Consider the following 13,597-nt stretch of genomic DNA (forward strand, 5'->3'; position numbering starts at 1 on the left):
TTAGACTGCTACTCGGGGATGGCAACTGCAGTTTCCCTGGTTGAGGCTAAGGAATACGAGCTCTCGCCTATGGCAATTACCCAAAGACCCTCTCTTGTATCCCTTTTAGACAGATCGATTTCTTCACGAGTCGAAAAAGGCTGTAGTGCATACTTCAGCTTATTGGCAAGTCCGTCGGATATGGTCAAGTGATGCTCGGCCAGCACCGCCTTGGGATCGTCTTTGAATGACTGAAATCCGGAATCCGTATTCAAAAATTCTTCAAAGGACTTCCGTTCAAACCCCTCCTTCGCAACATCAACCGTTTCACCGTCGATTTTAACCTGGACGTGATGCGCCTTTCGCTGAGACATTTCCCTCCGTCCGGAGTTTGATAAATTAGAATGCAATTTTCGACTCGGTATCGGCATATCGGCCAGCGTCTCCTCGCAGCCCGGCACTGCTGCAGAGGTGCCCGATTAAAAGCAAAAATTTCTGCTTATCTGCGAGTGGACATGTTGGCCAAAAAGGCTTGGAAGTCGTCAGCCTCTGCACCGCATAGTCCGTCTAAGGAATATTTAGCGGCGTCAAAGAACGCCCCCGCATTCGTCCGATCACGCAACGTTGGGTCAACACATGCCGTTGCCAGGCGTTTACTCATTTCTTCGAAGGAATCGTCTACTTCGCGCAGTAGCAGTTTGCGTTCTTCTCCCGTAAGTTTCAACCCGGCTAGAGCGTATTCGTCACCGGCGGCTAGCGAACGACAGGCCCACGGACTGTCCACGAGCCGCCTTATCGCCAATGCAGTATCTTGTGGTGTCATATCGCAAATCCTTTCATTGCCGGGAATAAACTGGGTTTGATTCGGACGACGCGAGGGAAAGCAATAATAAGCACCAGACAATCTCGGGATGATACTGAGCAGCAAACTCGTACCGCCGGCGATGGTCGTCTCGAAGTTTATTTGCGAGGAGCAGGGAGTGATTTGGACGGACGAACCATCTTTCATCGGAGCGAGTTCTTAAGGTACTCAGCACGGTCTCCCAGGCAGGTAGATCGGTTTCGCACATCATTGCGGCAAGAAGCAATTCCATAAGCAAGTCATCGTCGCCGACTTCAAATGTGCGTTGTACTTGAAACTTAATTATTGACGATGACACGTCAGTGTTCACTTCGCTAGGGAGTCTACGCTTGCCGAAGTTCGTTAGGTAAAAAATCTCGTGAGTAAATGAATACACATCGCAACGCCGTAGAAGTTCCGGCGATTCGGTGCTGCTGCACAGCAGCTGGCTGTTGAGGTCTACCCAATGGAAGAAAGGCAGTCTGCGCGAATAGGACAGTAGATGCCTGAAGCACAGCTCTGTTGCCGGGTCGCGGTATAGTTGCCGGAATCCAGGACGGAGTAATAGTGCCCGTGCTCTCACGACGTTGGCTGGAGACGTGTATAAGAGCAATTGGGCCGTCGGCAGAATGTCGGAGGTATCCACCTCGGCAAAGGGACTGTCGGATACACGGATCAGAATATCTTCGAGAATCTCGAATTCCTGCGGAAGATGGTGCGAGGATCGATTTGCGACGCTAACAAGGATAGACAATTCACTCAGCCGCATAAGTGCTTCACTACTATGGCAACTTTCGCTAAAACCACAAATCGGCGGGCGCGCGAAAAAATCGTTTATCAAATAGTCGGCGTAACCGGCAACCCTTAACAGGGCCGCTCGGAGACTGCCGTTTAAATCGAGACTACTCAGAGTGCGGCGGTCGATTCCCGCATTCTCAGGCCGATCGCAATCGTCGGACAAGAGTTGCGGCATAGCCGGGTCACCGATCGTCTTGTGGATCACGGCCCAATAACCGTGTGCGCCAGAGCAGAGTTGTCGACGCGGCCAGCCCCCGACCGGATGTCAAGGCCAATAGGGGCAAGATCTTTAAGGCTCGTTAGCATTAGCTCGGCTGCTGTACGAGGTCGAGCTCCAGGGTCGCTGGAACGCAGGTGCGATAAGACGAGGGCGATTAATCCAGCAACATGCGGCGTTGCCATCGAGCTTCCGTCCAGGGGAAGGTACTTCTTGAACGGCGCCGCCGAAATGATTTCTACACCGGGTGCGACCATCCCGGGCACTATGCGCGGGGGCTGACTTGCGAAGATTGATTGTCGAGATGTGCCATCAGTCTGTAGGACCGTGACATCGGCCCAGCTCACAGTCTCGCCGCCACTACTTTCCCAAACTGTGCCAGCTTGCTCATGAGCACCCACAGCAATAAGAAGGCCATCGGTCGGGCCGGGAGTGACGAGATAATTTGCGGGCGACCGCGACTTCGCTACACCAGCAGCATCGAACTCGTTACCGACGGCAACGACCACAATAACACCAGCGTCGAGCAGGGCTTTGACTGGAGATGCCCATTCTTCGTGCAACCCAGGCCAACCCAAGGAAAGAGACGCGATATCGCACTTTTGTGTCGCCAACCACGACAGACCCGCCGCGATCTGCGCTACGGATCCCGTGTTCGATTGTTCCAAGACCCGCGTCACTACCAGCTCCGCTCCCGGGGCGACGCCTCGGTCCTTTCCGTCTGGTCCCTCTCCAACGATGATGGCGGCGCAATGCGTACCGTGAAGGTGCCCAAAGGTGGGAATCGCTACCGAGTCCGGAATGACCGTTCCGTCCGGGCGCTTTTGTAGCACTTGGTTGCCCTGCCGATCGAATTGCGCAAAACCCTTCAATCGCTTCTCTGCCGTCAATTTCTCGAACGATGGATGCGTACTATCCATGCCGCTATCAGCGATCCCGACTCGGACCCCGTGACCAAGCACACCCTTGTTCCAGAACGTCTTTACGTTTAGTCCGTCTGTCCCTATCCCCCAGTTGTCATCATTATCGACGAACGTAGCTGCTCCCCCTCCCCCGCTTTTATCGAGGTCGAAGGTAATGACCGCGTTGTTGAAAACGTCCCCTATCGGCTTTTCCTCCACCAGGGCAGGAAGATCGTCGTTAGCGATAAGAAGAGTTTGTGGGCCAATCAGCCGGCCCGGCCCGCCGAGTGGTGGAATCACATCCTGTCTCAGATATACTACCGAATCTTCAGTTCGACTACTGTCGAACACTTTGCGATGCGATGCGCTGGTCATATTTGGGCTCACTTGGTCTTGATTTCAAAGGCTGTGGATTCTGGCTGTGCATCTTGGTGCAAAATTAGTGGCCTGAGACGGACCCAATTGACCGCATTAGCGCAGTCGGGATTTAACGAAGGACATTGCAGTTATGTCATTATGGAGGCTGGACGTCATCTGTTCTCGGTAGGGAGTGCAGCGGACACCCTAGCTCCGCCAGCGAAAGGCTCTTAAAACCCCTCATCCAAGTTTGCAATTTTCGGTTATCAATCAATATGCGACCATCCTCCGAAATATGACCCACCGTGTTCCGATCATCGTATAGAGCCACCGTGCATTTCGCGATTCTTCCATCGGCGCGGATCACGAAGGAATTAGGCTTCGCGGCATAGCATATCTGGGGATCGTATCGGTTGTGGGTAATGAGTTGACCTTCATTTCGAAGGTGGCGTTGAAAGGCTGCCATTGTTTCGAGTTCCGCAGGACGGCTGAACAGTTCAATCTTGTGGTCGTTTTCTCCACCTAGCCGCGAGACAGCCTTGAACGCCACCTTGAATCGACTGTCCTCACCGAAGTCGCTATTTATTAAGTCAATGAGAGAAAATAGATTCGGCGCAGTCCCAGGTGTGAAATGTAAACGCAACCTGACCTCGAAGTCGAGGTCACTATTGTGCATTGTTTCGAGGTTATCCCAAATTGCGGAGAAGGTGGCGGAGCCGTCCGCCCTGATCCGCGACTGATCGTGGATGTCGGGTGGTCCATCTAGCGATATTTGAAAAGAACGAACTCCAAGGCCAATAAGCCGTGTGGCGGTGCCTTCGTCGAGAAGATATCCGTTAGTTGTCATACTCCCCCCGTACATGACGGTTGGGAAGTTTGCCAGTGACGCCTGAATATGCTCGCAGATGTCGAAGATAACCGGTCTCCCGAGCAACGGTTCGCCGCCGAACCACTCGACAGATAGCGCGTCGAGGTGTTCAATGCGCCGATCGATGAACGCCTTGACAGCTTGGACTGTCGAAGGTTTCATTCGTCCCACGTCGAATTTCTCATAACAGTATGTGCACCGAAAGTTGCACTTTTCTGTGGGAAGGACAAAAAGCTGCAGCGATCGGTCGTTGAACGCCGCCGCGGCTTCCGCGATTAGCAGCGGATCAGGGGTTGGCCGTTCGCCGTTAGGTGATTGTTTCTGATCCCGGTACTGGTCGGACATTCGAAGCCTCCCGCGCTGGGCTCGTCTACACCACCAGCTCTTCGGGGCAGCTGCCATTCGCGCATACAACGGAGACGTTAGTCGAGGCTCCACCGGCGGGGTTCGCGAGGAACTCTTTCACTAGGCTTGTGAACTCCGCATCGGCGATGACAACCTTACCGTCGGCGGTGACACGGACGGCGTCGGTGGGAACGACGGTGAACGAGGCGGCGAGTCTTTGCCAAGTGTCGACTGATTGGACGATGAATGCGTTAACTAGCTGGAGCGAGTCAATGACCGTCTTATCGGGCTCTTGCACCGATATGTCGGCTGGCTTGACCTCTACCTTGATGGGACCACGTGCGGTGGGACCACTTGCCATTTCGCCACTCTCCCTATATTGGACGTGTTTACCCGCATGTAAATTTCATCGTTAGGTTCGCCGCGTCCGGATTAGCGGCGTACTGGCTGACGAGCGCAACAAGACCGGTCTTTTTCATCGTCCTCCAGTGGACGGACGATGTCACTGATCGTTAGGCCTTCAAAAGAGGAACCGGCTCGACTTCCCACTCGCGAAGCCAACTCTCGACGGGGCTCTACCCGTGGCGGCCGAGGTCGGCACACTGCTCGACCAGGCCAGCCCTCTCTGTCAACCTTCTCTGAGACGCAATCGGTGTCTGTAATCAGTGAGGTTTGAGGGCGAGTTCGGAGTAGGAAGCATTGCGTAGCGAAGAGGGCGAGGACCGGGGCAGATCCGGTCGGTGTGCAACCCGGGTGAGGTACCCGACCCCCAGGTGGCGGAGAGGGCGGACGTTCACCGCGAGGTACAAACTCGCCGTCGTCGAGGAATACGAGCGCTCCCACGCAGGTGTATGCCACCCTCCTCGACGAGGGCACCTACCTGTGCAGTGAGTCGACGATGTACCGGCTCTTGCGGGAGAAGAACCAGACCGGGGACCGCCGCCGCCCACACAACCGCCGAAGGTGAAGCCGGAATTGGTTGCTCATCAACCGAATTCGGTGTGATCGTGGGGCATCACGAAGTTGCACGGGCCGGCGAAGTGGACGTATTACCACCTGTATGTGATCTTGGACATCTACTCCCGGTACGTGGTGGGATGGATGATCGCCTCCCACGAGTCGAAGGCGCTGGCCGAGCGCTTGATCGCCGAGACCATCCGGGAGCACAACATCAGAAGGTCGATAGCGTTTCGGAGTCACTTCTGGAGGTGTGGACCTGTCCAGTGCGCGTTGTTTGAGCGCAAGGGCGGCGTACATATAGATCTGCGCTGAGGCGATGCTTTCGTGGCCGAGCCACAGCGCGATTACCGTGGACTCTAAATAAAGAGGCCTGTTCGTAGAATACGATGGTGGGATGTTGATCGGGTACGCACGTTGTTCGTCGTCCGCGGACGACGAACAAGGCCAGCGCGATCAGCTGCGAGTGTTGGGCGTGGGCGGCGACTCCATCCATGTGGATCATGGTCTGACGGGCACGGACAGGCCCCGACCAGGGTTGACTGCGGCCCTGTCGGCATTGTCAGCGCGGGACACCCTGGTCGTCACCTCGTTGGATCGAGTGGCCCGCTCGGTCGCCGATCTCAGCGCAATCGCCACCGATCTCCAGGCGCGCGATGTGCTGTTGATGTTCGACGGCACCGTCCACGACCCGCGGGAGCCGATCGGGCGAACGGTGTTCGCGATGTTGTCGACCACCTTCGCCGAGTTTGAGTCCGGCCTGATTCGTCTGCGCACGATGGAGGGCAATGCCCGTCGTAAGGCGGCAGGCGGTTTCGCCGGCCGCAAACCGCGCCTCAATCCTGCGCAGCAGTCGGAACTCTACGAACTGCACAAAGCGGGGCACTCCGTTGCAGAGCTGACGAAGCGCTTCAATCTCAGCCAGCCCGGTCTGTACAAGTACCTCGCCCGCGAGAAGACCCGACGGAACGCACCCACCTCCCCCGCCGACCACTGAGCGCCGCCACCAGCCGGCAAGGGGGCAAGTCAGCGCGGAGCGGTGTCGCGGCAGCACCGCCTTCTGCGACGAACGCATGCATGCATGCACTCACGCATTCCGGAGTGGTCCGATGAGACTGTCGAGGTAGGTGACCTGGGCTTCGAGGGATGCACGGATGTCGTCGATGTCGTTGCGTAGCGCGCAGGTCCGCTCGACGGCGTACTCGGCGCCGACGATGCGTTCGTAGAGCCGGTCGACGTCCGCTCCCCCGGTGGCCATCTCGGTGATGGCGCAGAGGTTGCGCAGGCTCATTGCGATAGGTGTCAGCGCGTCTTCGTAGGCGCGGAGTGCTGCAACTCGGTCGATGAGACCGGCTTCCGCCCTCGCAGCGACCACCTGGCGCCGTTCCCATTCGGCCCGTGCTCTGGCGAGGTTGTCGGTTCCGCCGTCAGCTGGGGCCACCGGGGTGGTTCGCGCGAAGCCTGAATAGGTAGTGCGCCGCGGCCGCGATCATCTGCAATTCGATGGTGAATCCGAGGATGGTGCGGTGTCCGTCGAGTAACGGATGCGCCCACACCGGATGGGAAGCGAGGCGTGCAACAACGTCCTCGACGACTGCAACGAGGCGAATCTCGGGCCCTCCTCGCGCAACGGCCAGTGCAAAGTCGTATGCACTTGTTGCAACTCTGCACGCTGCCTGGTTGTCAGTTGCGGATACCCGCGGGCCGTCCGATGATGCTGTGCCACCAGCTCGGCTGTGCAACGAGCTCGTTCGCGTCGAGGATCGCATTCGAGAGGCCGGCCACCGCCGACTGAGTTGTTGCAGAGACGTGGAGCCAAGCGATGACGGCCGTTGTGCGGGGCGCGCGCTGAGGGAAGCGGAGTTGCTCGATCACCCAAACGCGGGCGGCGACCACCTCGTCGGACACCTCGATCACCGACTCTTCGCTGTGAGCAGGAAGGACGCGGGCAACATATCCGACGAGTGCCTAACACTCGCGGCGGACGATAGCTGACCACCCACTCGCTGCCGTGTCTTTTCATCACGTGACGGCCGGGAGCGTTCGGAGTGGGCGACGCCCGACAATTCTCGTGCGCCGCCCACTCCGTCCCTCATCGTTCGTCTGCTCTCTGCGCTGTTCCTAGACCGGGAGGAGTTCGCGGTTGACCGAGAGCTCCTCCGTGCCGGCAGCAGTTGCAGCGGTGAACGGCATCCGCGGCAGGGGTGGAATATCGAAGCCTTCGTTCATGGCAGCGTCCTTGAACCGGTGCCACCGCCTGCAAACGGTGGACTCGACCGGCTCGTCCGGGAGCATCCCTGCAACCTGCGCGTAGGTCAGATCCGGCCGGTCGAGGAGCAATGCAGCGACTTCCTTCTCCTGCGGACGGAGATTGCAGCTCACAAGGAAGGCCTGCAAGCCAGATTCGGTCTGCTCGTATCCGTTGCGTGTGGTTGCCGCGGGGGCGTGGAGCTCGTGCATCGCTTCCAGTTCGGATGCAATCGCAGCGGGAAGCGCATCGTGACCGGGTGCAAGCGTTTCGCCGGCCTCCTCGTCAGGATCGAAGGCGTAGGCAATAGGCGCAATCGTTGGCCACGGATCTGAAGTCGGTGCGGCCAGTTCGTTGTAGCCGTCAGGGAGTACATCGGTCGGAGCGTGGGACCGACCGTCAACGGTTGCGCTTTGCTCCGCGCTTTCCTTCTCTCGCTGCAAGTGTTCGGCAACAACGCGGAGGTACCGTGCACGCTCGTTCACGATTGCACCCAACATGAGCGTGAGAAAGTGCGTCAGCGCCAAGAACAGAAAAGGCGCAATCATCGCGATGAACGCGGCGACCTCCGCGGGCTGCGGGTCGTACCCGACGTCCATTCCCGCAGCGGTCTGGGCAACCCGGACGTTGGCGAGCCCAAAAGCATGGTATCCATTGCCTGCAACGCTCAGTGCCACAGTGGCAATGGCGAACCGTTTGCAGTAGACACGGGCCGAGTTGAATTCCTCGTCGTCGGCCAAGACGGTCAGTCCGAGCAGTGCGGCGGTTGTCGTGATATCGAGTGCAACCGGCGCCATCCACGCGAACTCGGGTTTGACGCCGATCTCGAGGATGAGCTGCCTTTGGGCGTCGAACGAGAGGATGAAGACAAGGGCTGCAAGGACCAACGTCATTACAGTAATTGCAATCAACGCGGCTGACTTCGCATGGAGCCGGCGGCGTGCCGCCTGCAAGCTATCGTCGATCATGATCGGGTTGTCCTTCCTAGGGGTGTGCCCGGTCGAAGGAGTCCCGTCGGTGCGCGCCGGCGGGACTTCCTCATCTCAGCGTTTACGGATTCTCGCGTTTACGGATTTACGGAGTTGCAGCTAAAAACGGGCGTTGTGCAGGTCCTTCTTGACCTGCTCGCTCAGGTCGGAATCTGCAAGGAGTCTTTCCACGAGTGCAACAAGTACGTCCTGGGCCGTCACCCGGGCTACGCCGAGCTCTCTTGCTGCGGCGCGCTGCCAGTCCCCCAGCCGGTCATTCTGATCGGGCGAGAGATCGACGTTCTTACGGATGTCCTTCTGCCGGGGAGGAATGACAGGGACCGCGCGAACGGCAGGCTTGCGGGGCTCTTCTTCTCGCACCCTCGTCGCCGGGGGCGCCGCTACTGGCTCTTGCTCCTCCCCGGGTTGGGGTTGCGCCGCCACTTGCATTCGCGCGCGCTCGGCACTAGCGCGGACTTTGTCTGCTGCGGATGTCATGCGATCTCCTTCTGCACGTCGAGGTCGAGGAGCTCGATCACCGCATCCCCGTAGGCCGAGTTGAGAGCATTCTCGATCGGCATACCAAAGGCCTGGGAGTAGCGCTCGAGACGGCCAATAGTCGGCTTGAGTACGTAGTCACCGTCTTCGGCGACCATTTCTCGATACACCTCTGTCGAGGCCGCATTCGAGACAGTTCGGGTGAACAGGACTGCAAAGGCAGGGGCGTCCCCATCCCGAAGGTCGGCGACGTCCACAAGCAATTGCCGCACCGCAGGAAGACGGTTGTACTCGATCGGTGTCGGGGCCATCGGGCAGACCACATGGGTTGCAAGTCGTGCAGCCGAGAGCACGATGCTTCGCTGCTCCTTCATCGGCGGCGTGTCGATGACTACAGCGTCGTACTTGCCGTTTGCAATACCCGGAAGCTGCCTGTGCAAGTTCGGGACAGCCATGCCGATGACTGGGAAAGGCCATTCGCCGAGACTCCCCCACTGCAGGAGCGACTCGTTCTCTCCGTCTGCGTCAACGGCGAGGACTTTGAGCCCCGATTCATGCATTGCGTGGGCGATGAAGGCGGCTGACGTGGTTTTCGAGGAACCGCCCTTGAGGTTCAAGACTGTGATGACAAGCATGTCTCCCACTTCCGCATGTTCGCTCCTGCGTGTTTCAGTATTTCCGTGTGTCCGCATGGATTTGCACTGGTAGATCCCGAATCTTGCGGGTGTGCAAGCCGAGTCGCACGAGCCGCAAGGTGCGGAATGGCGGATCTACGGAGGTCAGCGTACGCGGACTTCAGCATCTACTGATGGACTGACACGCGGAAAAACGGCTTTCCGTGTTTCCGTAAATCCGTATTTACGGATCGCGGGGTTCGTCGACACGCCCCGCCTCGCACCGTCGCCGCAACGCCGGCCCAGAGGCCCCCTGCGCGGCGGTTGCAGATGGCCTTGCATGATTGCGGCCCCCAGGCGGACCGGTACAGTTCACGTGCACCCGTTCCGCCTCTACTGATTTACGGATCTACGGACTCGCGAATGCAGGGGCTCTCGTCGCCGGTCAAGTCCGGGCGTACACGACTGATCGCCGGCCGTGGCAGTGCAAGATCCGGTAGGCCGCTCCACGCCTTCGGTTTACGAAACTACGGATATACGGAACTGCGGACTTGCGTATCTACGGACATTGCAGGCGGGGACATTCGGCCGCCGGGCCCTGGTCTTGCGTGCTGCCCGGGCGCGGCGGTGCGGAAGCAATCCGTTCCGCACACACGGATATACGGAACTGCGGACTTGCGTGGCCGCCCGGGGCATGGAAACCGCCGTGCAGTGAGGTTGCACGCCCTGTGGTCGCGGCGATGCAACGAGTACACGACCGGTCGCGCGGCTCCGGATCTACGGATTTGCGGATCTACGGATTTGCGGGCTGGGTGCAACCGTGACCACAAGGTCTGCAGCGGTCTCGGTAGCGCTTCCGGCAGTGGGGCATCGTGCCGCAATCCGACCACGGTGACTGCACGAACGTTGCGGTCCGAGACGCAGGACTTGCCGCGCGTGCAATTTGCCCTAACCGTTCCGCCTCTACTGATTTACGGATCTACGGACTCGCGAATGCAGGGGCTCTCGTCGCCGGTCAAGTCCGGGCGTACACGACTGATCGCCGGCCGTGGCAGTGCAAGATCCGGTAGGCCGCTCCACGCCTTCGGTTTACGAAACTACGGATATACGGAACTGCGGACTTGCGTATCTACGGACATTGCAGGCGGGGACATTCGGCCGCCGGGCCCTGGTCTTGCGTGCTGCCCGGGCGCGGCGGTGCGGAAGCAATCCGTTCCGCACACACGGATATACGGAACTGCGGACTTGCGTGGCCGCCCGGGGCATGGAAACCGCCGTGCAGTGAGGTTGCACGCCCTGTGGTCGCGGCGATGCAACGAGTACACGACCGGTCGCGCGGCTCCGGATCTACGGATTTGCGGATCTACGGATTTGCGGGCTGGGTGCAACCGTGACCACAAGGTCTGCAGCGGTCTCGGTAGCGCTTCCGGCAGTGGGGCATCGTGCCGCAATCCGACCACGGTGACTGCACGAACGTTGCGGTCCGAGACGCAGGACTTGCCGCGCGTGCAATTTGCCCTAACCGTTCCGCCTCTACTGATTTACGGATCTACGGACTCGCGAATGCAGGGGCTCTCGTCGCCGGTCAAGTCCGGGCGTACACGACTGATCGCCGGCCGTGGCAGTGCAAGATCCGGTAGGCCGCTCCACGCCTTCGGTTTACGAAACTACGGATATACGGAACTGCGGACTTGCGTATCTACGGACATTGCAGGCGGGGACATTCGGCCGCCGGGCCCTGGTCTTGCGTGCTGCCCGGGCGCGGCGGTGCGGAAGCAATCCGTTCCGCACACACGGATATACGGAACTGCGGACTTGCGTGGCCGCCCGGGGCATGGAAACCGCCGTGCAGTGAGGTTGCACGCCCTGTGGTCGCGGCGATGCAACGAGTACACGACCGGTCGCGCGGCTCCGGATCTACGGATTTGCGGATCTACGGATTTGCGGGCTGGGTGCAACCGTGACCACAAGGTCTGCAGCGGTCTCGGTAGCGCTTCCGGCAGTGGGGCATCGTGCCGCAATCCGACCACGGTGACTGCACGAACGTTGCGGTCCGAGACGCAGGACTTGCCGCGCGTGCAATTTGCCCTAACCGTTCCGCCTCTACTGATTTACGGATCTACGGACTCGCGAATGCAGGGGCTCTCGTCGCCGGTCAAGTCCGGGCGTACACGACTGATCGCCGGCCGTGGCAGTGCAAGATCCGGTAGGCCGCTCCACGCCTTCGGTTTACGAAACTACGGATATACGGAACTGCGGACTTGCGTATCTACTTCACCACGGAGAGTGAGGAACATGCACGACCCCTCCTTCACGGTGCGCGGACCGCCTGCCCGTAGCGCGTGCAATCGAACTCACGTCGGTGGATCTACGGATTTACGGATATGCGAATCTACGGAATTACGGATATCGCCCTCAGTTCCATGCACCAGTCGACCGGCTAGGGAGGACTAGCCATTCGTTTCAGTGGGGGAGCGGAGTGGCACTACGCAGGATCAACAACTCGAACAGCGTGCACCACCCTGATCTCCGTCGGCCTGATCGGCGCGTCGAATTGCGGGTATGCGAACCATTCGGCAGTGTGAAAGTAGGCCGGTTGCGGCTCATGCAGCTGGGAGCGTCCTCCTCGTAGCGAGTGTTAGGTCCCCGAATGCCCTTCCCTGCGTATTCGGTTCCCGACCCCATAGTGCGTAGAAGGAGGACACCGCGATGACGAGGTCCGGTTCGTTCTGGGATGGTGTGGAGGGCCGTACCCAGATGCCGCCGGCGGCGCGGACGCTGGGGTTCGAGTTGATCGATGCTCACCCGGCCGCGGGAACCATCACGGTGCAGTTTCAGGGAACCGCCGAGTTCACCAATCCGTTCGGGCAGGTCCTCGGCGGCTTCCTGGCGGCGATGCTGTACGACACCATGGGTCCGGCACTATTGGCGACCCTGCCGGCGGGGTGGTTCATCGAGACTCTGGATCTGCACTGTTTCTTCGCCGCCCCGGCCCGGGCGCTTTGTCGGTCGGGGTCGAGTGATCTCCCGTGACGGCAACCTCGCCAAACTCGACGGCACGTTGATGGACCACACCGGCACTGTGGTGGCCACTGCCACCGCCAGCGCCAAGGTTGTCCACCTCGACGACAGACCCGAACGGTAGCCTCGCTCTACCGGGCACTCGCCGACAACGACGCCTGATGACCAGGGCCTACAGCAACCCGCGGCCCCTTTCCGGCGTATTCGGTTCCCACCCCCACGGTCCGATGCTCGCGGCGTAGCCGCCGGACTATCGGTACGCGACAGTGGCGTGAGTTTTCCCGAGCACACCGCTCACGCTTACCAGCCTCGCTGGCGCCACTCGGTGAGGTGGGGCCGCTCTACGCCGAGAGTGGTGTCGTCGCCGTGACCGGGGTAGACGACGGTGTTGTCCGGGTACCGATCGAAGATTTTTAGTTCCACGTCGGTGATGAGGGTGTCGAAGTTCTCTGGCTCCGCGGTCTTTCCAATGCCTCCGGGAAACAGGGAATCACCTGTGAACAAGTGGGTTCGCCCGCGATCGCGTTCTGTGAGGGCCAGAGCAATCGATCCAGGAGTATGGCCGCGGAGATGGATGACCTCGAAGGTGAGGACCCCGATTGTGATCGTGTCACCGTCTACGAGAGGACGGTTGGGAGTGACAGGTAGGGCATCGGCGTCGAGTGGATGCGCTGCAGTCGGGGCGCCGGTGGCGGCGACGACATCCTTCAGCGCCCACCAGTGGTCTATGTGCTGATGAGTGGTGACGACTAGGCGGAGATCGGGTGCCTCCTGTTTCACGAGCGCTATGACGCGTTCAGGTTCGTTCGCGGCGTCGATGAGTAGCGCTTGCCCCGTAGTAGTGCACTCGATGAGGTAGACGTTGTTGTCGCCAGCGGCGACGGACATCTTGATGATGCGGGCGCCGTCAACCTTATGGAGCTGTGGGTTCGATCCAGGTGAGACGTGACCGGTGTAAGGCTGATCGAGGGTAAGAACCACGTA

14 protein-coding genes and 1 pseudogene are annotated in these 13,597 nt (G+C 59.6%); 4 read left to right on the forward strand and 11 right to left on the reverse strand.

Features of this window, described 5'->3' with window-relative positions:
- Positions 1-8 precede the first annotated feature (8 nt).
- The 5 genes from BLV94_RS48230 to BLV94_RS00125 all read right to left on the reverse strand — a co-directional run bounded on the left by BLV94_RS48230 (position 9) and on the right by BLV94_RS00125 (position 4,668).
- Positions 9-353, reverse strand: coding sequence for a hypothetical protein (locus BLV94_RS48230; protein ID WP_143051275.1), 345 nt, complete (start codon positions 351-353; stop codon positions 9-11).
- 462 nt (positions 354-815) lie between these two features.
- Positions 816-1,823 (reverse strand): DUF6895 family protein, encoded by a 1,008-nt coding sequence (locus BLV94_RS48235; RefSeq protein WP_143051276.1) that lies wholly within the window; start codon positions 1,821-1,823, stop codon positions 816-818.
- Positions 1,820-3,112: a S8 family peptidase gene (locus BLV94_RS00115; protein ID WP_083395391.1), complete on the reverse strand. Its 1,293-nt coding sequence runs from the start codon at positions 3,110-3,112 to the stop codon at positions 1,820-1,822. The genes BLV94_RS48235 and BLV94_RS00115 overlap by 4 nt, the downstream gene beginning before the upstream one ends.
- A gap of 139 nt (positions 3,113-3,251) precedes the next feature.
- Positions 3,252-4,307: a radical SAM protein gene (locus BLV94_RS00120; protein ID WP_167372085.1), complete on the reverse strand. Its 1,056-nt coding sequence runs from the start codon at positions 4,305-4,307 to the stop codon at positions 3,252-3,254.
- Between the two features lie 25 nt (positions 4,308-4,332).
- Entirely contained in the window at positions 4,333-4,668 is a 336-nt protein-coding gene (locus tag BLV94_RS00125) for a hypothetical protein (RefSeq protein WP_143051277.1), read from the reverse strand.
- Between the two features lie 474 nt (positions 4,669-5,142).
- Here BLV94_RS00125 and BLV94_RS50150 point away from each other — a divergent pair.
- Positions 5,143-5,486, forward strand: a pseudogene (locus BLV94_RS50150) (DDE-type integrase/transposase/recombinase); the annotation flags it as partial.
- 175 nt (positions 5,487-5,661) lie between these two features.
- Entirely contained in the window at positions 5,662-6,261 is a 600-nt protein-coding gene (locus BLV94_RS00140) for a recombinase family protein (RefSeq protein WP_072951474.1), read from the forward strand.
- 90 nt (positions 6,262-6,351) lie between these two features.
- Here the strand turns inward: BLV94_RS00140 and BLV94_RS50155 are convergent, their stop codons facing one another.
- From BLV94_RS50155 to BLV94_RS00165, 5 genes are all read right to left on the reverse strand, one after another.
- The gene (locus BLV94_RS50155; RefSeq protein WP_244163389.1) at positions 6,352-6,705 is read right to left on the reverse strand and encodes a hypothetical protein; all 354 of its coding nucleotides are present in this window, start codon (positions 6,703-6,705) and stop codon (positions 6,352-6,354) included.
- A gap of 242 nt (positions 6,706-6,947) precedes the next feature.
- On the reverse strand, positions 6,948-7,181 hold the full coding sequence (locus BLV94_RS00150; RefSeq protein WP_072951478.1) for a hypothetical protein: 234 nt from the start codon (positions 7,179-7,181) through the stop codon (positions 6,948-6,950).
- Positions 7,182-7,385: 204 nt separating this feature from the next.
- Positions 7,386-8,480 carry a DUF2637 domain-containing protein gene (locus BLV94_RS00155; protein WP_244163390.1) on the reverse strand — a complete coding sequence of 365 codons (1,095 nt, stop codon included), beginning with the start codon at positions 8,478-8,480 and terminating at the stop codon, positions 7,386-7,388.
- A gap of 120 nt (positions 8,481-8,600) precedes the next feature.
- Positions 8,601-8,978 carry a hypothetical protein gene (locus tag BLV94_RS00160; RefSeq protein WP_244163391.1) on the reverse strand — a complete coding sequence of 126 codons (378 nt, stop codon included), beginning with the start codon at positions 8,976-8,978 and terminating at the stop codon, positions 8,601-8,603.
- Positions 8,975-9,613: a ParA family protein gene (locus tag BLV94_RS00165; RefSeq protein WP_072951480.1), complete on the reverse strand. Its 639-nt coding sequence runs from the start codon at positions 9,611-9,613 to the stop codon at positions 8,975-8,977. The genes BLV94_RS00160 and BLV94_RS00165 overlap by 4 nt, the downstream gene beginning before the upstream one ends.
- 2,688 nt (positions 9,614-12,301) lie before the next feature.
- Between BLV94_RS00165 and BLV94_RS50160 the strand changes: the two genes are divergently transcribed.
- Both BLV94_RS50160 and BLV94_RS51395 read left to right on the forward strand, forming a co-directional pair.
- A complete protein-coding gene (locus tag BLV94_RS50160; protein ID WP_244163392.1) occupies positions 12,302-12,625 on the forward strand; it encodes a PaaI family thioesterase in 324 nt (107 codons plus the stop codon).
- Positions 12,612-12,737, forward strand: coding sequence for a hypothetical protein (locus tag BLV94_RS51395; RefSeq protein WP_255315070.1), 126 nt, complete (start codon positions 12,612-12,614; stop codon positions 12,735-12,737). The genes BLV94_RS50160 and BLV94_RS51395 overlap by 14 nt, the downstream gene beginning before the upstream one ends.
- Positions 12,738-12,913: 176 nt before the next feature.
- Here BLV94_RS51395 and BLV94_RS00175 read toward each other — a convergent pair whose 3' ends face one another.
- Entirely contained in the window at positions 12,914-13,594 is a 681-nt protein-coding gene (locus BLV94_RS00175; protein ID WP_072951357.1) for an MBL fold metallo-hydrolase, read from the reverse strand.
- Positions 13,595-13,597: the final 3 nt, after the last annotated feature.

It is taken from the genome of Rhodococcus koreensis, assembly GCF_900105905.1.
Lineage (GTDB): Bacteria > Actinomycetota > Actinomycetes > Mycobacteriales > Mycobacteriaceae > Rhodococcus_F > Rhodococcus_F koreensis.